24 protein-coding genes are annotated in these 22111 nt (G+C 44.0%); 9 read left to right on the forward strand and 15 right to left on the reverse strand.

Going from position 1 to position 22111, the window contains the following annotated elements:
- Positions 1–277 precede the first annotated feature (277 nt).
- The 9 genes from ACTG2W_RS08310 to ACTG2W_RS08350 all read left to right on the forward strand — a co-directional run bounded on the left by ACTG2W_RS08310 (position 278) and on the right by ACTG2W_RS08350 (position 4920).
- Positions 278–829, forward strand: a complete 552-nt coding sequence (locus ACTG2W_RS08310; RefSeq protein WP_047435435.1) for a recombinase family protein — start codon at positions 278–280, stop codon at positions 827–829.
- A 69-nt stretch (positions 830–898) separates the two neighbouring features.
- Positions 899–1216 (forward strand): hypothetical protein, encoded by a 318-nt coding sequence (locus ACTG2W_RS08315; RefSeq protein ID WP_421308829.1) that lies wholly within the window; start codon positions 899–901, stop codon positions 1214–1216.
- A 70-nt stretch (positions 1217–1286) separates the two neighbouring features.
- The gene (locus ACTG2W_RS08320; RefSeq protein ID WP_421308831.1) at positions 1287–2450 is read left to right on the forward strand and encodes a hypothetical protein; all 1164 of its coding nucleotides are present in this window, start codon (positions 1287–1289) and stop codon (positions 2448–2450) included.
- Between the two features lie 41 nt (positions 2451–2491).
- Positions 2492–2941 carry a hypothetical protein gene (locus ACTG2W_RS08325; protein WP_421285501.1) on the forward strand — a complete coding sequence of 150 codons (450 nt, stop codon included), beginning with the start codon at positions 2492–2494 and terminating at the stop codon, positions 2939–2941.
- Between the two features lie 83 nt (positions 2942–3024).
- Positions 3025–3372 carry a YkvA family protein gene (locus ACTG2W_RS08330; protein ID WP_421308833.1) on the forward strand — a complete coding sequence of 116 codons (348 nt, stop codon included), beginning with the start codon at positions 3025–3027 and terminating at the stop codon, positions 3370–3372.
- A gap of 19 nt (positions 3373–3391) precedes the next feature.
- Entirely contained in the window at positions 3392–3817 is a 426-nt protein-coding gene (locus ACTG2W_RS08335; RefSeq protein ID WP_421308835.1) for a DUF2787 domain-containing protein, read from the forward strand.
- Between the two features lie 9 nt (positions 3818–3826).
- Positions 3827–4165 carry a hypothetical protein gene (locus ACTG2W_RS08340; protein ID WP_421308837.1) on the forward strand — a complete coding sequence of 113 codons (339 nt, stop codon included), beginning with the start codon at positions 3827–3829 and terminating at the stop codon, positions 4163–4165.
- A 64-nt stretch (positions 4166–4229) separates the two neighbouring features.
- A complete protein-coding gene (locus ACTG2W_RS08345) occupies positions 4230–4487 on the forward strand; it encodes a hypothetical protein (RefSeq protein ID WP_421308839.1) in 258 nt (85 codons plus the stop codon).
- A 109-nt stretch (positions 4488–4596) separates the two neighbouring features.
- The gene (locus tag ACTG2W_RS08350) at positions 4597–4920 is read left to right on the forward strand and encodes a hypothetical protein (protein WP_245147393.1); all 324 of its coding nucleotides are present in this window, start codon (positions 4597–4599) and stop codon (positions 4918–4920) included.
- Positions 4921–4983: 63 nt separating this feature from the next.
- Here the strand turns inward: ACTG2W_RS08350 and ACTG2W_RS08355 are convergent, their stop codons facing one another.
- The 15 genes from ACTG2W_RS08355 to agaW all read right to left on the reverse strand — a co-directional run bounded on the left by ACTG2W_RS08355 (position 4984) and on the right by agaW (position 22092).
- Positions 4984–7401 carry a polysaccharide lyase 8 family protein gene (locus ACTG2W_RS08355; protein WP_245147392.1) on the reverse strand — a complete coding sequence of 806 codons (2418 nt, stop codon included), beginning with the start codon at positions 7399–7401 and terminating at the stop codon, positions 4984–4986.
- Positions 7402–7468: 67 nt separating this feature from the next.
- Positions 7469–8188, reverse strand: coding sequence for an oligogalacturonate-specific porin KdgM family protein (locus ACTG2W_RS08360; RefSeq protein ID WP_107682489.1), 720 nt, complete (start codon positions 8186–8188; stop codon positions 7469–7471).
- A gap of 40 nt (positions 8189–8228) precedes the next feature.
- Positions 8229–9782: a sulfatase-like hydrolase/transferase gene (locus ACTG2W_RS08365; protein ID WP_245147391.1), complete on the reverse strand. Its 1554-nt coding sequence runs from the start codon at positions 9780–9782 to the stop codon at positions 8229–8231.
- A 290-nt stretch (positions 9783–10072) separates the two neighbouring features.
- Positions 10073–10669 carry a DJ-1/PfpI family protein gene (locus ACTG2W_RS08370; protein WP_167566956.1) on the reverse strand — a complete coding sequence of 199 codons (597 nt, stop codon included), beginning with the start codon at positions 10667–10669 and terminating at the stop codon, positions 10073–10075.
- A complete protein-coding gene (locus tag ACTG2W_RS08375) occupies positions 10666–11307 on the reverse strand; it encodes a bifunctional 4-hydroxy-2-oxoglutarate aldolase/2-dehydro-3-deoxy-phosphogluconate aldolase (protein ID WP_245147390.1) in 642 nt (213 codons plus the stop codon). The genes ACTG2W_RS08370 and ACTG2W_RS08375 overlap by 4 nt, the downstream gene beginning before the upstream one ends.
- Positions 11304–12257, reverse strand: coding sequence for a sugar kinase (locus ACTG2W_RS08380; RefSeq protein ID WP_167566954.1), 954 nt, complete (start codon positions 12255–12257; stop codon positions 11304–11306). The genes ACTG2W_RS08375 and ACTG2W_RS08380 overlap by 4 nt, the downstream gene beginning before the upstream one ends.
- A gap of 253 nt (positions 12258–12510) precedes the next feature.
- Positions 12511–14031 carry a DUF2264 domain-containing protein gene (locus ACTG2W_RS08385; RefSeq protein WP_107682494.1) on the reverse strand — a complete coding sequence of 507 codons (1521 nt, stop codon included), beginning with the start codon at positions 14029–14031 and terminating at the stop codon, positions 12511–12513.
- Positions 14032–14035: 4 nt separating this feature from the next.
- Positions 14036–15625: a sulfatase family protein gene (locus ACTG2W_RS08390; protein ID WP_245147389.1), complete on the reverse strand. Its 1590-nt coding sequence runs from the start codon at positions 15623–15625 to the stop codon at positions 14036–14038.
- Positions 15626–15659: 34 nt separating this feature from the next.
- Entirely contained in the window at positions 15660–16886 is a 1227-nt protein-coding gene (locus tag ACTG2W_RS08395) for an anaerobic sulfatase maturase (protein ID WP_167566948.1), read from the reverse strand.
- A gap of 165 nt (positions 16887–17051) precedes the next feature.
- Positions 17052–18098, reverse strand: a complete 1047-nt coding sequence (locus tag ACTG2W_RS08400) for a glycoside hydrolase family 88/105 protein (protein WP_107682497.1) — start codon at positions 18096–18098, stop codon at positions 17052–17054.
- Positions 18099–18113: 15 nt separating this feature from the next.
- Complete coding sequence (kduD, locus tag ACTG2W_RS08405) at positions 18114–18869, reverse strand: 2-dehydro-3-deoxy-D-gluconate 5-dehydrogenase KduD (protein WP_107682498.1); 756 nt, start codon at positions 18867–18869, stop codon at positions 18114–18116.
- Positions 18870–18934: 65 nt separating this feature from the next.
- Positions 18935–19765: a 5-dehydro-4-deoxy-D-glucuronate isomerase gene (gene kduI / locus ACTG2W_RS08410; RefSeq protein WP_107682499.1), complete on the reverse strand. Its 831-nt coding sequence runs from the start codon at positions 19763–19765 to the stop codon at positions 18935–18937.
- A 168-nt stretch (positions 19766–19933) separates the two neighbouring features.
- The gene (agaF, locus tag ACTG2W_RS08415) at positions 19934–20374 is read right to left on the reverse strand and encodes a PTS galactosamine/N-acetylgalactosamine transporter subunit IIA (protein ID WP_167566946.1); all 441 of its coding nucleotides are present in this window, start codon (positions 20372–20374) and stop codon (positions 19934–19936) included.
- A gap of 61 nt (positions 20375–20435) precedes the next feature.
- Positions 20436–21338: a PTS system mannose/fructose/sorbose family transporter subunit IID gene (locus ACTG2W_RS08420; RefSeq protein WP_107682501.1), complete on the reverse strand. Its 903-nt coding sequence runs from the start codon at positions 21336–21338 to the stop codon at positions 20436–20438.
- Positions 21328–22092 (reverse strand): PTS N-acetylgalactosamine transporter subunit IIC, encoded by a 765-nt coding sequence (gene agaW / locus ACTG2W_RS08425; protein WP_107682502.1) that lies wholly within the window; start codon positions 22090–22092, stop codon positions 21328–21330. Before agaW ends, ACTG2W_RS08420 begins: the two co-directional genes overlap by 11 nt.
- Positions 22093–22111 lie beyond the last annotated feature (19 nt).

The following is a 22111-nucleotide window of genomic DNA, read 5'->3' on the forward strand; positions in this document are numbered from 1 at the left end:
CTCTGGAATGGGCAAGCGGTTCTACTGAATCATAAGGCCCTCCCTATAGGGCCCAGTTCACGACTTCCAGTCCGATTGCATTCGCAAATCGATATCCACGGCAATCACAGAACGGCTCATTACTGGATCCAACTGCTGGCGCTGGGTCAATAGCTCAGGCCCTAGTGACATGCACGAATACGCACTAAAAAGGCACTGTTTTCAAGTCAATAGGGTTGGTTTCAGGCTTTTGACTTGTGCCGTCATTGTACCCTGCCCTATTGACCAGGAGGAGACCATGGCACTGGTGGGTTATGCACGCGTGAGTACCGTCGGGCAGAGCCTGGACACCCAGCTTCAGGCACTGGCTGAGTGCAGCACGATTTTTCAGGAGAAAGTCAGTGGGGCAAGGGACGACCGCCCCCAATTGGCTCAGTTACTCAACTTTGTGCGTGAGGGGGATGTGGTGTTGGTCACCAAGCTGGATCGCTTGGCCCGCAACACCCGTCACCTGTTGGAGATCTCGGAATACCTGCAAAGCAAGCAGGTAGCACTGAGAATTTTGAATCTGGGGATCAATACCTCGACCCCTACCGGCAAGCTGATGCTCACCATGATTGGTGCTATCGCCACCTTCGAGCGGGAGCTGATGCTGGAGCGGCAGGCGGAGGGCATTGAGTTGGCCAAACAACGTGGCGTGTACAAAGGCCGCAAACCTACCGCGATGGCAAGAGGAGAAGAAGTGCTGGCTCTTGCCGACCGGGGACTTGCCAAAACAGAGATAGCAAGACAAACGGGGATCAGCCTCTCCAGTGTGCAACGCATTCTCAAAACCGCCGCGACGAGTTAAAGCACAAGCCCCCCAGCTGCGTTGCTTGAGCAGGGGGTTGTATCACTTACCAAGGAGCAATGACCTTCGATGGAAATACTGCAATATGATGATTTTCGTACCGAGAAAATAGCAGCCCTCATTAATACCCGAAGCACCTTTGAGATTGTGGGTGTCTCCGGAAATATGGGCAGTACCGTGCGAATTCTTGAGACAACGATAGAATCAGCCGGATTGAAATGCAGGGTATACACCCAAGGGCATATTGCCGCAGCAGGAACAACATTTTTAGGTGGCGCAACCGGGGTTGCAGGTATGTTCGCAACCCTTGGTATCGCAGCGCATAACCTGGCTACGTATAACCCTGATTATGAAATAGTGAAATATGTCTTTGATGGCTCCATCTGAGAGCGCTACAATAAACAACCATCACTTAGACCGTTCTTTTTAAGATGAAGAACGTTGGGGAGTAATAAAAATGAATAAACTTTTAATTTCGTCAGTCACCGCATTGCTGTGTAGTAACGCCTTGGCCTATGGTGAGGCAGGCCAATGGTCGAGTAGAAAAACACAGGATGGCATGGAGTATGCCGCTGTGATTGATGACCAGAATAAGCTCATCATCTCTTGCGATAAAAATGGTAAAGATATCGCTATGTATGCCACGATTAAAGGTGTCCAAGTTGGCACTGATGTATACGATAGAACCTTTGATATAAAAACCAGCGAATCGTATTACTTCACACCTTACGTGATAAATGGAGATAGCAGCATATCGAATTTCTTTAAGTTATGGGATGAAATAAGATCCGGGCATTCCATTATGTTGGACCAACGTGGACCAGAATTGCCAACAGCAAATGCCAGTCAAGTATTGCCAGCACGTGACAGCAGTGAATTTATCTGCTTGACGGAAGGGATAAAAAAGAAAGACTATCAGGCACCTGCCCAAGTAACACATACCACAGTGGGTAATGAACATCGCTACTCGGTTGTCGCTGACGATAAGCATGCGTTGTACTTCTCTTGTGACAACACCAATAAAATGACCATGCGAGCAATCCTGGATGGTGACAAGTATGACGTTGAAAAGGATTCGTTTTACGTCAGTGTCGGAGACAAGGCTGAACCTGCAAGCGTAATAACCAACAACAAGACGTACCTTGATAAATTTTGGGATGGCTTGCGTGAAAATAAAACCCTTTATCTCATCTCTCAACCAGACAATATTACCTACGTGCTGACCCCACAGGGGGGAGCCTCTGCACTACCTGACAGAACATCTTCAGATTTTACCTGCCTCACGGCTGATACCATCTCACATAAAAAGAATGATGCACTGTTAGCCCAGCAGGGGCCGACAACAGCCTCCACATTTTCGGTCAATGTGCGGCCAATTATCCCCAACAAGGGGTTGCCATCAAAAGTAATAACTGTTGTTTCTCACAGCGACCGGGTGAAGATAACGAAAGCTGTCGTTAACAGAGGCCAGTGTCAAGTAAAGTCAATTTCCCCATTACCTCTAACGTTAGCTTTTGGTAAGGAACTCATGCTTTACACGGGCTATGACTGCAACGTGTTAGAATTGAATTTATCAACTACCAATGGTGATGTGGAATACCAGTTCCAACCACAAAATTAATCTGTACGTTGTGTTTAACAATAATGAGTGAGGCTTGGAATATGAAATGGTTAATTGTATTGCCTGGTTTGCTTATTTCATCCAGCGTAGCCTTTGCCTATGGCGAGGCCGGACGCTGGAGCAGTGGTTGGGGTCAGGGCACCAGCGAATACACGGCGGTGGTCAACGAGCAGAACCATCTCTATATCGCCTGTAGTGACACCCGCAAGGTCAGCATGACGGCCACCGTGCAGGGCAAGGAGTACGGCTCTTATGCTGGGCAGGCTTTCACCATCATCGTCGATGGCAGCCAATATGATGCGCCCTATGAGACCGAGTCCCGTGTCGGTGAGAACAACTTCTTCGACATGTGGGGCAAGCTGCGCAAGGCCAAGTCGATCCGCATTTTGACGGCTGACGGCAAGCAGCTCGCACTGCCGACCCAAGAGGTGGCATCAGTTCTGCCCGCCACCAATACCCCCGAGTTTGACTGCTTGATGTGGGACCAATAGCTCACACTCATTCCCATCCAAGAGGAGGCATTTGCCTCCTCTTTTTATTTCTGCCATTCACCCACCCGTGAAGGAGACGCACTATGCCACCCTGCATTCCCCCTGAATGCGAGCCGTTCGATCACCCAGGCTTTTGGCACAAACTCTGGGCCTTTGCCAAACGTGCCGGTCGGCCCTTTATCGAGACCAGCCTGTTGCTCTACTACACCAGCCAGAAGGATGACCTGCCACTTTGGGCCAAGCTGCTGATCTACAGTGCGCTGGCCTACTTTATCTCCCCCATCGATGCCATCCCGGATGTGCTACCGATGGGGCTCGCTGATGACATTGCGGTGCTGAGTGCCGCACTCGCCAGTATTACTGCCTTCATTGATGACCAAATCCGTGCCCGTGTGGCCAGAAAAATGCGCGAGCTGTTCGGCCAAGATTAACCCCCACAAGGAGTACACCATGATCATTCCCTTTTTCCGGGACGGCTTTGCCCTGCCCGTTAACCAAGCATTGCTGGTTCAGCTTAACCAAGAAGTTGCTAAAACCGAGCTCAATCTTGAGCGCTTAACCCAACTGACTTTCAACTTTCGTAACCCCGGCTACAGTGCCGAGCAAGGCGGCGTGCACCCAGTCGAGATCCGCCTGATCCGTGGGCTCGATGGCTGGCTGTTCGATTACGTCACTGATTTCAGTTATCAGGGGCTGGGGCAGGATGCCGAGCTCTGCAAAGAGCTCGATTTCAACTTCCTTGATGGGGAACACACCATGTTGGGCTGGGGACCACTGCGGCTGGCAGAAGCGCGGGAGCTGTTCGATATCTGGCAGAGCAACTTCATTGCCTACTGCCGGTTGGAGTGTTTCAGCGTCACGGTCGCAGGAGATTAGGAGGACACGATGAGCCAAGAATTAGCGCTCTCCCACTACTCACGTCAGTGGCTGGGACACGTCGCCGCAAGCGCCAAGTTAACCCCCACCCGCAGTGGTCAGCGCTGGCTGCTGCACCTGACACCGGATAGCCCACATACCCGCACCGTCACCTTACAAGTGCGTTGGTCTGGGGCGCAGTGGCAACTACTCACCATCAGCAATGCTGACGACTGGCGCACCATGAGCCAACCGAGAGATGAGATCTGCATCGACCCCAAGCGCCGTTGTTTTTGGCGTTGCCAGGCAGGGCCAGTCTCTCTCAACGAGCAACCTCGCGTGCTGGCCAGCTTCTTGGCTGACCTGTAGCGCATCTGCATCCATCGCGGCTATGCCGTGGAGAGTGACCCCATCGCCGACAAGGAGAGCGAAGATGATTAATGCCGTGATCGCCATCGAGCTGGAGGCTTATATTGAGCACGATGGTCAGATTGAAGCTGTGCATGACCGAGACCAGCCGGTGGATGGTTACGCCCTCTACCTGCGCTATGAAAACGAACAGGGCAATGCACTGGCTCAATGGTTGTGCGACCACCCGGATCACCGCTGGCTAACCCAGCTAGGCACCCTGCTTGCGACCAGTTACCACGTCCCGTTGCACGACTACACCACTCACACCCTTGCCGCCTGAACACCCCCTACCAATCCTGCAACCACCACATTTACCAACCCATTAACCAAACACCTCGCCTACCCTGCAGCGTCCAACGCGGTGGGGCGATGGCGTATGGAGCACAATCATGTTGCATCACAAACTGATCGCCGGGGAGATCCCCGGCACCTATCTCGTCACTAAGCTGATTAACGAAGAGGTGCTCACTTCACGTGCCCGCAGGGGGGCGCAACCATTCTGTATTTTTAACCAGCGCGACCAGGGAATACTTCCTCCGGTTATCTACTATTCGAAACCGCTATTTAGCCAGCCCATCGTAAGCTGGGCTATACATCATACAGGAGGCAGACATCAAGATAGCCCGCTTAACAACTGGATAATCCAAAATAAAAAGAACCACCAAAAGGGTGGTTCTTTTATTAACAATACTCTGAGTGGATATCGTGAATAACACTATGGCATTCATATGCCCCAAGATAATTATCGCATACAAATCAACTTAATCTTCGTCGTTTTAATCTTCACCTCGTTCATTTTCAAGTGAAGAACCATTATCTCTCTGAAGAGAAAAATGGTAGGTACTTCCTCTTAGAGCATCAATATTCACTACCATCGTTTTACCATTGATACTGACTCTACCATCAGGGTCAGACATAACATTAAAACCTTCATTCGTTATAAATTCCACTTGAGATAGCACTCTGGTCGGGTCAGCAAGGCTAACCTCCAATGTATTCAAATGCATCTTCAATACTATAGATACAGGGGAAGATGTTTTAAGGCTACCAACACTAACATCTCCATTGCCCCATAAATTTGCTAATATATATTCACCAGACACATCACCAACAACATGCGCCTTGTTATCTGCTCGTATCACGATAATATCAGGATTGAGGGAGTACTCCCTTAGACCTTGCCCACTTATACCATTTAATATTACATACTGGTAACCAGACTGGTGATCATTGTGAGAAATAAATGATGATAGTGTATGTCCACTTACTGATTTTCTTGTAGTTCCGATATCAGACCAGTTAGCCGAAACGTTAAGATGCTCCATTGTCAAATGTTCCGTTTTAGGGAACCAATAGCCCATATTTGCCCCCTCAACATTTCCCTCAACAAACAAAGAATTTACATTTTCATATACTTTTTTGTCATGAATCGAATCCACAACGCCATTTATTTCTATTCTATTTTTTCCATTCTGATTTAATTTTCTACTATCAACAATTGTTCCTACGTTAATATTATCAACGCTTTTAATATCAGAACCAATTGCAACCACCTTATCGTTCAGAACAAACCAGGATTTCAACGCGCTAACACTATCATCATGGTTATAGAAATCTGCTCCAATCGCTGCCTCCGTCCTGTATGCAGCCCCCCCAACTCTTTGCATTTTAAACTGCTTGTTTTTACCAATACGTGAAGCAACTTTATTTTTATTTGTACACTCATCCAGAGTGGTTGTCATATCAACGGTAGTTCCGGCGATATGGTATGGGTTTATTAAAGGCCAGTAGTCAGTATATTGTGTCAGATCCGTATTATAGATATATGTAGCCCCATCACCAGTAAACCAACCTTTTCTATTTTCATCATTCATACATTCAAAATTACCTACTCTAGCAGAATGTAATGCTAGAGAGAAAACATAGTCACTACCATGGTAAACAAAACGGTCCATATCAGGAAAATAATAAGCCTTAGGCGATAGAGCCACTGGCTCAAGAGTTATATCTTCGATCAGTTTTTTAGCTTTATTACTAATCAAGAAATCCTGCTGTCCCTCAAGAAAATTTTTGACATGATCTGATAGAATTTGTCCTTTAATAAATCCTGATAATTTTTTATTATCACTCTCGGATGCACCATCCAAAAATCTGATCATTGATGCTAAAACAGCATGGCCTTCAACATGATTTTGTCGATTACCTCGTGCAATGCCTCTACCGTTTTGCATATCCAGCATTTGCCCCGAATAAATAAATGGGAAAAAACTATTGTAGAGAATTTCATATACTCGTAATAATCTTGGATCATCTGCAGGCCATGTTGAATTTGCCATCAGATTCATTACTTTACCAACACCTTCAAGCAATACATTACCATAGGTTCCTGTATATGGAATATCTCCATGCTGAATAAAAGAACCATCATTATAAAAGCCATCATCTGTTGTCACAGATTCGAGTACTTGAGGTAATGCATTAAGTGCATTTTTTATTTCATCATCTCTTTCTGATAAGATCCCTCGAACCAGTACAACTTGCACCATATCTGTACGGTTTCCTCCTGTAGCTTCACGATTGACCGGATTAGTTGAAGCACTAGCCCCCTCACTGACACCATTTCTGTCCGGTAATGGTGAAAAATATCTACAGGCACTTGTATAATTATCTAATTGTGCTTCTGTCAGTTCAGAGTAAATTAAAGTCAAAATATCATTTACTGTTTTTGGTATACCAATCTCCCACTCCCACCAGTTCCCATATTCAAGAGCGCCCACTCTATAATGCTCTTTAAATAGATAATCTAGAGAGTTAATTACACTAGATATTAATATCTTATTACCTTGCAATTCCCCTGGAAAACGATAAGCCTTTGCCATAGTAAGCAATCTAATCATTGAAGATCTTATATTAGGGCCAATGGTTTTCCCTCCCTGTGAGTAATCGAGCGGAAGATCATCCCAAAGAGAATGTCGCATATCAGTCATATCTAATGAATTTAGATATTTCATTGCATCCCGCTGATTATTGCTAATCATATTCTGCTGAAATGAATCATACTCCTGTTCAGGAGTACCAATAATCGACTCAGTCCATCTGTCAGCTAAAATTTTATACTCTGTTGTTAATTGCTGAGCTGCAACAACATTACTAAATAACAATGTATAAAGTACAATGTTTTTTATAGAAAACATAAATTCACCTATTTATGTAAAAAAGCTGAAGAAATAAACCTTCAGCTTTATTTAGTTAAAAATAATATTACCACGTATACTTTATACCAATACGATAACGCGTTTGCCGGTTGTCAGAATAACGGTCTTCCCTCAAGTTACCAATTTCAAAAAATGGTTTCCAATTTTTATCTATTGCATAACTGATTTTAATATTATGTTGTGTATCATATTCCTTCCCATTAAATTCTGGCATTGCACCACTCGCCATTTGCTTAAACAAATCGAGCTGATATTCAAAGTCAAAATCATTATATTTATAACCAACCCATGCATCAAATTCTTGTATTTTAGAACGATACCCATAATTTGTGACTGGATTTATCGTTTCATAATCCCAAAACTTCCATTTATAACGACCTTGAACTCTAAAACCATTATCGAAGCTATAATTCAACCTTACAAATGGAATATGAACAGCACCATTTGATGACACATCGAATGAAGAGCCAACTAAGCCCGTCAAATTTTTATTTAAGGCTTTATAATAAAATGCACATAACTCTGAACCGTCAAGATATGTAGAATCAAAAACTTGGGATGGATTACTGTTACCATATCGAGCATCAAGCTCAAATCCTATATTTTTTCCCGTATCTACATAAACCTTAAACCTATCATCATGTTTTTTAGAACCGTCAGCATAACCATGACGATATTCTACCGTTGTCTTGTAATCATTTGCCCATGCTTGACTCATAGAAATAGAAAGTAAAGCAATAGGTAAAAACTTGACATAGCCTTTCATTTAAATCACTCCTGTTTCCAATTATTATTTTTACAATATGTTATGAGTATGCTTTCAATACGCCAACAGGTACCTCTGTTGGACGCCATGGATCACCGGTATGTTCTAACCATGGTATCAATTCTTGTTCAATTAATTGATTAACCAAATCCATGTGACTATCCGCTATGTTCTGCAATTGATAAGGATCATTTTGATTATCATGCAAAATATATGTCAACGACTTACCAATCTTCCTATCGATAACCATCGTATAGCGTTCAGTTCTAATTCCACGCCGGCCATATGATTGCGCACCATATGGCATAAAAGTATAAAACTGCGATGTCGGCACAACATCACCAGCTTCACCTTTCAGGGTTTTAACATAATTATTCCCTTCTACCGTATCGGGTATTAATGCTTCAAAACCGAGTAACCCGAATATTGTAGGATATATGTCAGGAGCAGAAAAAAGTAAATCATCTTGTTTTGGTTTTAGTTTCCCTGGCAACCTAAAAATCATTGGAATCCTCATAGATTCCTCATAATAAACATTTTTTGTCGGTTCACCATTTGAACCCATACAACTACCGTGATCTGAAAAAAATACAACTAATGTATCATTTTTCAACCCCAGGCTATCTAACTCATCCAATATTCTTCCGAATTGTTCATCAACACCATGAACCATCGCCATGTATTCTTTGAAATACTGGGGACCATATCCTTCTAGGTACTCTTTATTCCATTGAACATTTGGCCTACTATTCAATTCTTTCGATGTCTTCCCATCAAACTTATCTAGATATTTTTTGGGTATCTCATCGTATGGGGAGTGGGGGGGATTCATTGATACTACAAGTGCAAATGGCTTATCTTGATCGCGATAAGACCCATTTTCATTACGGAGATATTTTATCGCAATATCGGCCTCATGTTCAGGACTCCACTGATTTACTTTTATCGGATTATCACGAGGAGTATTATTGGCCCAATACATAGGTGACATATGCTTATCATACGTACCATATGAATACCAAAAATCAAAACCATGTCGACGATCCGGTGCCGTCCAATCATTCCAATAACGCCCCTCCATTGGGTTATTATAACTTGGAATAAAAGGTGCGCTGGGGGCATCGAGGTGCCATTTACCAATATACCCCATTGAGTAGCCTTGCTGGCTCAGAATATCTGACCAAGTCACCGAGCCTTTTTTCAACTCAATACCAAAGTCTTTTCCGCCAAACTGGCCAGGCATACCTGTGTGGCTGTTACCTTGTATACCATTGCGATATGGATATTGCCCCGTCATCAACATACCACGAAATGGGGTACAAAGCGGGAAATTGGATACAGCTTGCCGAAGAACAACACTCTCTTTCGCAAATCTATTTATATTAGGGGTATATGATGGGTCTTGCCCCATAAATCCAAGAGCATGAGCTCTCATCTCATCTGGAAATACAACTAATAGATTTGTTTTTCCATTGATACGCCCAGTGGATGCGCCTCCACTTAGTGATGTTTGACACCCTGAAATTGATGAAGTCATAGCGACCGCGCCGGTTGCCGCTAGTCCCTTCAGCAAATCACGCCGAGAGATGGACATGTTTCACTCCAGAAATAATAGATAATTTCGATACCTTTTCTTTCAACTCTTACCAACAGTTAAATGATAACCAAAAGAAAGAAAACGCATCGTGCCCAAGATCACACAAACAAAATGAAAGTTACGATGTGTGCTTTTTATTTCAAAAAAAGACAATGACAGGTGAAGTGAAGTGAAGTGAAGTGAAGTGAAGTGAAGTGAAGTGAAGTGACATGAGAATAGATGTAAAAAATCATCTCCGAAGAGATGACTTTTTACATGCCCAATAAACCAACAGAATATTGCTAAAACTAACCATTATCCAATTCAGACAGCGGCCAATGCTCAAAATAGATATGTTGTGCTTGCCAATCTACCTTAGCTTGATTGTCACTTAATAAGTGATGGGCAACAGTAAATGCAAATTCAAAACTAACACCGAGGCCCTTGCCTGTGATGAACTGCCCATCCACAACAACTTTTTTATCAACATATGCACCATCAGAAAACTTCTTCTCCAATCCACTGCCACAGGTATATTGATGATGTTGTAACAAGTTATGTGCAGCCAGAACCTTTGCACCTGAAGAACAAAGCGCACAAATTAATTTATTGTTAGCAATATGATTTGTAATGAACTTGTGAACATATAAAGAACCAAAAAGATTGTCGGTTCCTTTCGGACCGCCAGGCATCATAATGGCGTCATACAGAAAATCTACCTTTTCATCCAGAAGAGCATCAGCCTCAATTCTGGTACCGAAATATGTTGATAATTTGGTTGTCGCCATACATGAGAGTACATCTACTTTAACATCCAGCCTTCGCATTATATCGATAAATACGACCGCTTCGGCCTCTTCGAATCCATCAGCCAATAGCACCGCGACATGTTTAAAACCATTCATACGGAACCCTTATGAATCAAACTGATAGTATTTCTAACATTAAGACCAATAGAGCCCCAATCATGACCATTAATAGCTGACGGAGTGGCAATCCAAGTACCACCGCAGGCTAATACTTGCGGCAATGCCAGATAGCTCAGCAAATTACTCAAGTTAATTCCTCCGGTAGGCATAAATCTAACTTGGGGATATGGTCCTGCTAGCGACTTCAGCATAGCTACACCACCAGAGGCTTCTGCGGGAAAGAACTTCAATAGTTGAAGTCCCAGCTCCAACCCCTGTTCTATTTGGCTAGGATTATTCACTCCTGGAATAATCCCGATCTCTGCATCCTGACAGTATTTAACAATATTTGGATTCAATCCAGGACTGATCACAAAGTCAGCACCGGCACCAATAGCTTGATCCACTTGCTCCCGTGTCAATACTGTTCCAGCGCAAAGAATAATATCAGGGATTGTTGCCTTTATCTGACGAATAGCTTCCGCTGCTGCTGGAGTGCGAAAGGTGATCTCGGCAGCAGGCAAACCATTTTCAACCAAAGTTGAACCCAACATGGCTGCATCCATGGCATTGTCGATCTGAATCACTGGGACTACTTTTAATTTCCCCAACCGCTCTTGCCACCTGCTCATCATGATTTCAACTCCTTCGTTAACGTCTCAATATAGTGACGGCCAATGATGGCGCCTCGATGCTGTATCACTTCTGCAGCGACCTTGTTACCCCATCGGCAACACTCCGCTACCGATAGCTTATGATGTCGAGCAGCCAAAAACCCCGCGTTAAACGAATCACCAGCAGCTGTCGTATCGATCACATTCTGGACCTGTTCACCTCGACTCAATCCACAGCCAACATCCAGTACGGACCACATAGCACCTTCTTTACCCAATTTGATAATAACTTGGCTAACACCAAGATTGTGCAAGCGCTCAATAATCATCTCTGAACTCTGAGGTTCATCAAGCAGCAAACTTTCATCATCTGCAGTTACCAACGCAATATCACACAGTTGATATAACCGATTAATCCACATTGCCGCATGAGCATGATTATTCCACAGACGAGGACGATAATTTGAGTCAAATGCAATCGTGACACCTGCGGCTTTAAGTGACTGTAAAGCCAAAATCAATATCTCCTTATCCTCTTCAGGTAAAATAGCGATACTGATCCCAGATAGGTAAAGTAACTCTATGCTATGTAGTTTATCCAGACATGATGTAAATTTCTCATGTTGACAGAGAAAACGTGCTGCGGATTCATTACGCCAATAATGGAAACAACGCTCCCCCTGATTATCTATCTCGATGGCATACAGACCAGGAAGCCGATGCTGATCTCGCAATATCATAGAGCAATCTATCTGCTCTTCCTTCCAACGTTCCAACATACCATCGCTGTAATGATCATGGCCCAGTACAGTAACATAACGAGGAAATAGATCTGGTAATAATCTAGAGAGATAAATAGCGGTATTCAGGGTATCGCCCCCAAACGCTTGCTGCTGAATGCCGAATGCAGGTCCGCTCAATTCAACCATGCACTCACCGAGAATCGCGATACCATCAGGTTGTTTATCCATTTGAGTTATCCACCTTAATCGTAAGGCACATATGAGTCACCATGCACTATAAGTGAAAGAGCTGACGCATTCCCGCATACCCAGTTCATAAGCCCACAACGAACAAACGCGTTCCATGTTGCAAGTATCTTACTAGCACTGGAACACATCATGCCCCAATAGTTTCGTTTCCAACCGCAAAGGAAGGATAACGAAACAAACCAACAATCACAAAGATCTCGATCACATAAAAAGAAAAGAATCGTAAGCAACACTAGAAGAAATGAAACATTTTTGAGGTGTAACAGGTAACTCCCTTTCGAAGCAGATTATTTTTCGGTCTTTCTGCCCTTCCTATGACCCATTCTTTACAACGATTCCACCAGCGTTGCTGCTCCAAACGTCGCGTCAAAGGACTCTGCTGCGCGGTATAATCAAAACGAAACAGCGCAACCACTTCATTTGTTTCCCTTACACCCTGCAGCTGGAGTCCAATAGCAGGTATCGCAAGAGTAAAATCACCTTGCTCGACCGGTAGTGGTAATGGTTGCGCCTCCCAGAGACCACTTCGCTCCCCGCAATAGAGAGCCATATTCAAGGCCCGCAAAGACCAGAGGCTACTTGCTGGGCCACTGTAGTTATCTATTAACCTATCATCACACCCAAATACTCCTTGGGTTGGAAGGCCTGCTTCCAGTGCACCATTCGAAATAAAATAAGAAAGCGAAGAACTAAAAGCATGCTTCACTTCCCCTGGTGGCAAGATAGCGTGATCTGCAGCTGCAATCAGAGGGGCTGCTGCGGCTAGTCGATAGCAAGCACTACGGCCAAAAAATGGTAATCCCTGCGTAGTGAAAAAATAGCGATAGGAAGCAACAAATTCAGCTAGAGTGCCACGAATAAACTCAGGGTCAAAATCAGGAAGAATTTGGTCTAGCCAATAAAGTGAATAATGAAAACCCCACGCATTATAATAGTCATAGTTACCTAATGCGCCATCGCGAAACCAGCCTGAACCGACATAAAACTCTTTGATCCTATCATATTTTCTTCGATTAATATGGTCTTCTCCTGTTAGTGCCTTAAACACGCACTGCACCGTTAACGGAAACAAATGCCAGTTATTGTCAACAGTGATCAACTCATTCACTTGACAAAACCATGCGATTATTTGTTTTCGCTCTGCATCAGAGTAATATTTCCATACATGCTCACGACTCAACCAGAGTGTTAGAGCCAAATCTGCACTTTCACAAATACGCTGATCGCAATCATGCATCCGCCCCCAATAACCCATGTGATGGGGGTCTGTGCCCGCGATAAATGCACGACGAATAACTTCAGCCACATTCAGATGATTACCATTGATTAGGGTAATTTTATTGTCTTGAATGTCTTTTCCATGTAGCCAAGATGCCAATGTTGGTAATAATCGGCTAGTCCCCTCCATAGCATCAGTTCTAGCACTTTGCTGACTAGGTTTCCCGGGATAATATGCATGCGTATAGTCCCAAACAGCATAGTGTTCAAATGCTTCAATAAAATATTTTACCAACTCGGCACATTGATATCTCAACTCACCTTCTGACGTTGAGAAGACATCAGTGATGTACTTGTCATTATCACGATAAACACATTTTCTGTAACGTTGACGTATCAAATTCTCTCTAAAAAGATGGCAGTACATAGCCAGATCAGGATTTTCATAAGGAATATATGGACGTTTTGTTTCAGAAATTCTCATCGAATAAAAACCCTTTAGTTTCAATGACACGGCCACCAATCTGGTGGCCATGTATTTAGCTTTGTGCTGATGTAGTTAAAACCTGATAACGGTCCCCACCCCATGCAACTGGCTTTGGTTTGTTTTTAATCCAGTCATAGAATGCTGATTTCATTTTCTTAACCCTGTCTGGATATTGTAAAGAAAGGTCCTTGCTTTCGGCAGGATTTAATTTGTCATTGAATAATCTGATTTGACCACCATCATCATAGAAATACAGTGCCCATTCACCATCACGTATGGCCCATGAACCTGGAGATAATTTTTCTAGATTTGGATTACTTGGGATATCATTACTCTGATAGGTGATCCATTTCCAATATCCTGCCCAGAACTTATCATTATCTTCACTGTAATGCTTGGCGCCAGGGCCAGCCCAATATAGATAATCATGAGGTGAGTCATGACTGACGCCACTAAGTACAGGCATAATATTCTTGCCATCTATATGCATGGTGCTGGGTATTTCAATACCGGCTGAGTTCAATGCAGTTGGCAATATATCTAATGCAGATACCATGATGTCACTGACTTGACCAGCAGGGATCTTTTTAGGCCATGAAACAATGAATGGGACTCTAACCCCGCCATTATACATTTGCCCTTTGAATCCCCTGTCCATGCCATTCAATGGCATCGGCGACTCGTGCACCGCACCATTATCTGAAAGGAAAAAGATTAGTGTATTATCGAGTTCATCTCTTTTTTTCAATGTGTCTAGGATTTGTCCAATCCCTTCATCTGCGGCATTAATGGCTGCAAAATATTTATCTGCTTCTATATTGCCTGTATTAAATTTATCCATGTATCGAGCTGGTGAATTTTGCTCCAAAGGGATATGTGGCACACTATAAGAAAGGTTAATAAAAAAAGGCTTACTCTTGTTGTTTTTAATAAACTTGATGGCTTCATTAGTCAAATTATGCGTCAAATATCCTTGAGATGGTACGTTTTTGCCATTTACCCATATTGCAGGTGAGTTCCATAACGCTGCACCTGACGCATAATAACTATAGGAATAATCAAACCCTCGCTCATTGGGTTCATATCCTTTTGATGTTACCGTCACTTCATTATCATGATAATCCCTAGTTCGGGCATTTTCTGGTACTAAATTTTTACTTTCTACTTTAGCATTATGCCATTTACCAATTGTAGCGGTAGCATAGCCATTGTCTTGGAATAGTTTAGGAAGTAATGTTACACCAAGCGGAATACCTTGTGATGCATCATCATTACTATAAGTTCCAAAACTTGCTGGGTATCGCCCCGTAAATATACCTGCTCGGGATGGTCCGCATACGGGATGAGCGACAAATGCATTTGTCATTTTAACACCGGAATGAGCTAAATTTACTACATTTGGCATTGAATGAGCAGCAGCATCTATCATTTTTGTAATATCGCCTTGATAGCGCGGAGCTACCTGGCGCTTCTCAAGAGCCTCTCGATCTAATGAATTAAGAGTAAAGTCTAGCTGACCCGTACCTAGGTCATCCATTATTATAACGAGCACATTGGGTTGCGCTGATTCGGCACTGTAAGCCATTACAGGTGACATTGAACAGGCAAGAGCAACCATGCTTGCGATGATTTTTTTTGACATAGTGTAAATTTCAACCCCATTAATTTAGCTTTCATCAATATTTGTGACCATTGACTATTACATTAGCGGCAACACCTCCTTTTCGAATCTCATCAGCCATCCTTGCCATGATGGGGGCCGTGTAGTTAAATATATGGCGGTATGAGGGGCACAAATAGTTATGCCGATATTTTTCAGTTGGAATAGAAATAATTCTATGTTTTGGGCAACCACCATAACAAAGTAAATGAACATCACATTGTTGACATTCAGAGGTCAAACGTGATGATTTTGCTTTCCCAAATTTATTTTGTTTCTTACCAGTTACAATACTGACAAGTGATTGCGAATGAATATTCCCGAGTCTATTAGCGTGATATACATAATGATCGCATGAATACAAATCACCATTTGCTTCAATGATAACTGCCTGACCACAATCCTTAGACTGAACACATACTGAAGCAGGATACCCCATCCAAACTGCGAGGATACTATCAAACATACGAATGAAAACACGCCCGACATCATTTTGACACCATTCATCAAAGATATCCGCCATGAAACGACCATAACCATGTGCAGGCACGGAAAATTCCATTAATTTTGGATTTGTCATAGGTGTATAATGGCCATTATTATCAGCAAGACTATCAGGTGACAACTCCACCAAAGGAATAAACTGCATGAAATTTACGCCCAAGTTTTTCAGCGCAAGATAGGTGTCACGCCCCTTATCCCAATTTTTATCATTAATTACAGTCAGAGTGTTGAACTCTACGCCAAACTCTTTCAGCAATTTTATCGCATACTGAACTCGTTCAAATGTTGGGTTACCATTCACTGAAACGCGATATGCGTCGTGCACACTTTGCAGTCCATCTACAGATATACCAACCAAGAAATTATGCTTGGCAAAAAATTCGGCCCATTGACGATTAATCCCTATCGCGTTGGTTTGAAAGCTGTTGGTAATATGCTTTCCATCCGCATATTTCTGTTGATATGCAACCACATTGCGGTAAAAATCCAAGCCTGCGAGAGTAGGTTCTCCCCCCTGCCATGAGAAGTCTATCTGCTGGCTATGTTGAGAGCGGATATATTCCCGGATGTAACGCTTCAGGGTCGCATCTGACATAGTCTGTGATGCAGTGGGACTATCCTGATGAATGGTGTGTTCTTTCTCCAGATAAAAACAGTACTCACACTTGAGATTACAGCGATAGCCTGTTGGCTTTGCCATTATATGAAATGCTGTTTGACTCTTTTGATCAATGCTCATGATGTCGTTACTTTAAATAAATTGAAGCTATGACTGTAGTGTACGAAACAACATGAAAGCATTTGTTGTGTGATGTCACAATTTGCACGACAAAGAAAAAAGAAAATGAAAACCCAGCCTGCTGGCTGGGTCTTTATATCATTGCGACTCGTGTACGCCACTACACTATACGAGTTGCATCACCTCTGTGGCAGCAAGCAAAAATACACCTGCACCATAGTCAATATTATGGTCTCTCTGAACATCGCGGGGATTAAATGCGGGCAACTGCACCCAACCCATCATGCCATTTTCATGGATACAACCGAGTAATGCCTGCCAGGATGAAAGTACAGATGGGAGGTACTCATCACGAGATAGAATCCCCTGATTGATCCCCCAGGCCAAACCATAACAAAACAATGACGTTGCACTGCTCTCTGGCGCGGGGAAATGCTCTGGATCGAGCAAACTGGTGCGCCAAAAACCATCCGGCTGTTGATAGCGACATATTGTCTTGGCCAAGCGACAAAACAGTGTCAGGTAACGTTCCCGTGAGGGATGGTCATCAGGCATTCGTGCTAGCAAGCGAGGGATACTGGCCAGTACCCAACCCACCCCTCGACTCCAGAAAACCAACTCTCCATTTGCTTCACGCAACTCCCCCCCTTTTCCATCAGGGATATAGCGATGATCACGAAAGAAAAGACCGGTTTGTGGATCTAATAAATGATCCACCGCATCCCAAAATGCAGGCTCCATATAATCCAGATACTTGTGATCACCTGTCAGTTGGGAGAGCCCAGCAAACACGGGGGGAGCCATAAATAAAGAGTCACACCACCACCAATCTTGGCGACCTGGAGCCGGAGATTCCAACATCAAATCGAGGGCCTTGATGGTCGGCTCCAGCGCTTCAATCTGGTTGACCAATGGATAGACATCCAGGTAGGCCTGGCAGCACACATGATCATCAGCAAACCGTGGGTTAGGGCCGGCCCGAAAACCGGTATGCAATGTATAGTCCATCACCCCATTAAGGTATTCATTGTCATCGGTTGCTTGCCATGCGCTCGCAACACAGGACCAGAATACCCCCCGCTCCCAATCAGTATCTTTAATAAATCGAACCTTGCCGCTACGACGAACCACACTACGGGTCTGATGGGCCGCTTGATAGCGATAAACACGCTTCATCGCTGCCAGCACCTCAACTCTAGCTTCAGATGACATTGTGAGCTCTCCCTATCAACGTGCTAGCCAGCCACCATCAACGGCCAATGTGTAGCCATTAACATAGTCGCTGGCAGCTGATGCCAAAAATACCGCAGGGCCAGCTAGATCAGATGGCACTCCCCAACGATTAGCGGGGATCCGCTCCAAGATTGCGAGGTTACGAGCCTCATCTGCACGTAGAGCAGCGGTGTTATCCGTTGCCATATAGCCTGGCGCAATGGCATTAACATTAATGCCATGATGAGCAAGTTCAGTGGCAAGAGCTCTCGTCAGACCCATTACCGCAGACTTACTAGCTGTATAGGAAGGAACTCTCACACCCCCCTGGAACGAGAGCATTGAGGCAATATTGATGATCTTGCCACCCCGACCTTGTTTAACAAATTGCTTAGCTACCGCCTGTGACAAGAAAAATACCGTCTTTTGGTTGATATTAATCACGTCATCCCAATCCTTATTTGTAAACTCGAGAATATCCTGACGGCGAATAATACCAGCATTATTCACTAGAATATCTACACCACCCATTACTTCGACAGCTTCTGAGACAATTGCACCCAGCAAGTCCTGTTGCATCAAATTTGCAGTGATGTAGTGAAATTTCCGTCCCATTGCTTCAATGGCTGCCTGTGTCTCAGCAGCTGGTTCGTAACCGACACCAACGATATCAGCCCCAGCCTGAGCAAGACCCAATGCCATGCCCTGTCCAAGACCGGTATTACAGCCGGTCACCATAGCGACTTTACCCATGAGATCAAACATGTTCATATTTCTTCCTGCGACAAGGCGGATTGGCTTGCGTCAAGCAACCCGCATAAATTAATTAGTAGGGTTTACTTCAAATCACTCATGGCAACATGATCCATATCGTGGAAAGTCTGGTTTTCACCGACCATGCCCCAAATGAAGGTATAAGCCGAAGTACCGACACCAGAGTGGATAGACCAACTCGGACTGATTACCGCCTGCTCATTACGTACCACCAGATGCCGAGTCTCCTGAGGTTCACCCATGTAGTGGAAAACCAGGTTGTTCTCGCTCATGTCAAAATAGAGATAAACCTCCATGCGGCGTTCGTGGGTATGACAAGGCATGGTATTCCACAGATTGCCTGGAGCGAGTTCTGTCATTCCCATCAGCAACTGGCAAGTCGGCAGTACCGAAGGATGCAAGTATTTATAAATGGTGCGAACGTTACAATTTTCCTGACTTCCCAAAGATTCCGGAGCAGCCTCTTCGCGAGAAATTTTACGCGTCGGATAAGCATGATGAGCCGGAGCACAATTAAGATAAAAACGCGCAGGATGCTCCGGTTTTACGCTGGAAAATACAATTTCACGCGCCCCCATGCCAACATAGAGAGCCTCACGAGCACCAATCTCAAAAGTCTTACCATCAACAGTCACCAAACCTGGCTCACCGATGTTGATCACACCCAACTCACGACGTTGCAGAAAGAACTCAACCCCGATCTCCTTCCCACCTTCCAGAGAAAGAGGCTCACCAAGCGGTACAGCGGCACCAACGATGATACGGTCTATGTGACTATAGGTAAGATTGATTTTATTCTGCTGGAACATCTCTTCGATCAGAAAATGGCGACGCAGGCCACTTGTATCTAAGTGTTGCGCATGTTCACTGTGTATGGGTTGACGAATTTCCATTTTAAAACCTCAAGTTATAACCACAGCCACTGACATCGATGAAAATAACTAGCCATCAGTGCATTGCTGACTGTTCATTCATGACAAAGCAGTCGTGAGAATTAATTCCTCATAATGCAGGGGAAAATACCTTATAAGACTCCCACGTAATACTGAATGAGAGCATTATTAAAGACCCTCTTCCTCACTAATGCACTCCTCAACAATGGCAGCCTCCAGTGCCTTTCTCATATCCTGAATTGTACTTTTACCAATATCTTGAAGAATATCGACCAGCTCATGCAATGATGCACCGTCACGTTCAAATGCGGCATTTGCAATCATTGGTAAGTTAACCCCAGACAATACCTCTACCTGATCGGAATCCATTAAAATGACGGATGCTCGATTTGCTGGTGAACCGCCAGGAATATCTGTTAAAAACAGTACGCCATCGTCAGAGTTAACTTCCTGAGCCGCATTTCTCAGAGCAGTCTCCAAATCGTCCGTCGACATGGACTCGACAAAGTCGACGAAGCGCATCTGCTCCGGCTCCCCCACAATCGCTTTCATTGCAGACTGCATTCCGGATGCAAAGTTGATATGTCCAGACACTACAATACCGATCATGTAAATTATCCCTCTTAAATAGGTGGGGGATACCCCACCCCATTAGTATTGATTAGCGTATTCAAATAATCCCAAGGTAATGCCCGACTACCCCAGCGGCCAAGGTTGAGAAAATAAGCACTGGTGGCTTTGCCCAGAACCCAGTCCCCTTAACCATCTTGAACATAAAAAATACCAATGCTAACGGCAATAGATTTGGCATGATTTTGTCAAACAACGAAGCTTGAAGCTCTACCGTTTTACCACCGAGCTCTAAGGATGCTGTCGTCTGTAACTTGATAAATGTTGCCGATAGTGCGCCGATTACGAAAATACCCATGATATTGGCAGCTTTTGCTAGCTTTTCTGTTGCATCACTCATGTTTACCATCGCTGCAGTACCAGCACGGTATCCCATGAACATCAAACCAAAATAAACAAAAAAGTGCACAATCTGATATAGCAGGAAGAAAACAAACGGACCAGCAATAGATCCTTCAATGGCAATCGACGCCCCCAGTGCTAATGTCAATGGCATCAACGTCATGTGGTCTATCGCATCGCCAATACCACCGGTAGGGCCCATACCAGCCACTTTCATTACGTTGACAGTAGACGGTTTTTCTTTATTCTCTTCCATTGCTATAGCTGTACCTAGCAGGAAGGTAAATAATTTCGGACTTGCATTGAAGAACTGCAAATGATTTTTCAATGCTTTGGCTAGATCATTTCTATTATTACCATGAATCTTTTTTAAAGCAGGAATAATGGAGTATGCAAAACCACCACCCTGCATTCGTTCAAAGTTGAAGTTGCCCTCCATAAACAAGCCACGTAAAGAACAGATCCACAAATCTTTCTTGGTGATGACTTTACGTACAGCGGTATCTTCATAAGCATCTATATTATCTACCAATGAATTATTTTTTACTTGAGATGCCTCAACATTATTCCTCAGTGGAGACATTGTAATATCAGATGCCATCTTCAAATTCCTCTGCTTGCTTGTTTGAGTTGGTATTTCCACTAAAGAAGTAATAAAGAGCCGCGGCAGATGCCCCCAAAATCGCAACAGCCATAATTGGTAACTTGAGATAGGTTGTCATCACAAAACCGATAAAAAATATCCCAGCAACTTCTTTCGACCACATAATTTTAAGCAACATGGCAAAACCGATCGCTGGCACCATCTTGGCACCAATCCCTAGTCCTTCTAACAATACCGTTGGTGCATTTTCATCAATCCAAGTTGCACCATGTTCACCAAAATAGACTGTAGCAAATGCGACAACAGCGTAAAGCATTGAGCGAAGTGAAATAGTCGCTATCAGTAATCGATCGATACCAGATGCATCACCCTGTTCTGCGTAACGATCCGCCTTACCCATAGTGAAAGAAGTCAATGCAAAGAAACCAATCACTAACATCTGCATCAGGACCGCGATGGGCATCCCGACACCCATAGCCACTTCCGCAGATTGACCAGTCATCACAGCAAAAGCGACTGCTGCGATGGTACCCATTGTAACATCAGGTGGCTGCGCACCTGCGTTAGGTACCAATCCTAACCAAGCCAACTCCAAGGTAGCCCCAGCCACCAAACCAATTTGCATATCCCCCATAATTAACCCCACCACAGGGCCAGTAATAATGGGGCGATGAATATTTAATGCGACATCGAATTTATCGATGCCACAAAAAAATGCCCAAATTGCAACAAGCATAGCTTCGAAAAACATGCCCTATTCCTTTTATATT

It is taken from the genome of Aeromonas sp. 96A (assembly GCF_051919165.1).
GTDB lineage: Bacteria > Pseudomonadota > Gammaproteobacteria > Enterobacterales > Aeromonadaceae > Aeromonas > Aeromonas veronii.

Bases quoted from the DNA above. Each gene is read 5' to 3' on its own strand.
- ACTG2W_RS08310 (WP_047435435.1), top strand. From the start codon at position 278: ATGGCACTGGTGGGTTATGCACGCGTGAGTACCGTCGGGCAGAGCCTG.
- ACTG2W_RS08315 (WP_421308829.1), top strand. From the start codon at position 899: ATGGAAATACTGCAATATGATGATTTTCGTACCGAGAAAATAGCAGCC.
- ACTG2W_RS08320 (WP_421308831.1), top strand. From the start codon at position 1,287: ATGAATAAACTTTTAATTTCGTCAGTCACCGCATTGCTGTGTAGTAAC.
- ACTG2W_RS08325 (WP_421285501.1), top strand. From the start codon at position 2,492: ATGAAATGGTTAATTGTATTGCCTGGTTTGCTTATTTCATCCAGCGTA.
- ACTG2W_RS08330 (WP_421308833.1), top strand. From the start codon at position 3,025: ATGCCACCCTGCATTCCCCCTGAATGCGAGCCGTTCGATCACCCAGGC.
- ACTG2W_RS08335 (WP_421308835.1), top strand. From the start codon at position 3,392: ATGATCATTCCCTTTTTCCGGGACGGCTTTGCCCTGCCCGTTAACCAA.
- ACTG2W_RS08340 (WP_421308837.1), top strand. From the start codon at position 3,827: ATGAGCCAAGAATTAGCGCTCTCCCACTACTCACGTCAGTGGCTGGGA.
- ACTG2W_RS08345 (WP_421308839.1), top strand. From the start codon at position 4,230: ATGATTAATGCCGTGATCGCCATCGAGCTGGAGGCTTATATTGAGCAC.
- ACTG2W_RS08350 (WP_245147393.1), top strand. From the start codon at position 4,597: ATGTTGCATCACAAACTGATCGCCGGGGAGATCCCCGGCACCTATCTC.
- ACTG2W_RS08355 (WP_245147392.1), bottom strand. From the start codon at position 7,401: ATGTTTTCTATAAAAAACATTGTACTTTATACATTGTTATTTAGTAAT.
- ACTG2W_RS08360 (WP_107682489.1), bottom strand. From the start codon at position 8,188: ATGAAAGGCTATGTCAAGTTTTTACCTATTGCTTTACTTTCTATTTCT.
- ACTG2W_RS08365 (WP_245147391.1), bottom strand. From the start codon at position 9,782: ATGTCCATCTCTCGGCGTGATTTGCTGAAGGGACTAGCGGCAACCGGC.
- ACTG2W_RS08370 (WP_167566956.1), bottom strand. From the start codon at position 10,669: ATGAATGGTTTTAAACATGTCGCGGTGCTATTGGCTGATGGATTCGAA.
- ACTG2W_RS08375 (WP_245147390.1), bottom strand. From the start codon at position 11,307: ATGATGAGCAGGTGGCAAGAGCGGTTGGGGAAATTAAAAGTAGTCCCA.
- ACTG2W_RS08380 (WP_167566954.1), bottom strand. From the start codon at position 12,257: ATGGATAAACAACCTGATGGTATCGCGATTCTCGGTGAGTGCATGGTT.
- ACTG2W_RS08385 (WP_107682494.1), bottom strand. From the start codon at position 14,031: ATGGCCACCAGATTGGTGGCCGTGTCATTGAAACTAAAGGGTTTTTAT.
- ACTG2W_RS08390 (WP_245147389.1), bottom strand. From the start codon at position 15,625: ATGTCAAAAAAAATCATCGCAAGCATGGTTGCTCTTGCCTGTTCAATG.
- ACTG2W_RS08395 (WP_167566948.1), bottom strand. From the start codon at position 16,886: ATGAGCATTGATCAAAAGAGTCAAACAGCATTTCATATAATGGCAAAG.
- ACTG2W_RS08400 (WP_107682497.1), bottom strand. From the start codon at position 18,098: ATGTCATCTGAAGCTAGAGTTGAGGTGCTGGCAGCGATGAAGCGTGTT.
- kduD (WP_107682498.1), bottom strand. From the start codon at position 18,869: ATGAACATGTTTGATCTCATGGGTAAAGTCGCTATGGTGACCGGCTGT.
- kduI (WP_107682499.1), bottom strand. From the start codon at position 19,765: ATGGAAATTCGTCAACCCATACACAGTGAACATGCGCAACACTTAGAT.
- agaF (WP_167566946.1), bottom strand. From the start codon at position 20,374: ATGATCGGTATTGTAGTGTCTGGACATATCAACTTTGCATCCGGAATG.
- ACTG2W_RS08420 (WP_107682501.1), bottom strand. From the start codon at position 21,338: ATGGCATCTGATATTACAATGTCTCCACTGAGGAATAATGTTGAGGCA.
- agaW (WP_107682502.1), bottom strand. From the start codon at position 22,092: ATGTTTTTCGAAGCTATGCTTGTTGCAATTTGGGCATTTTTTTGTGGC.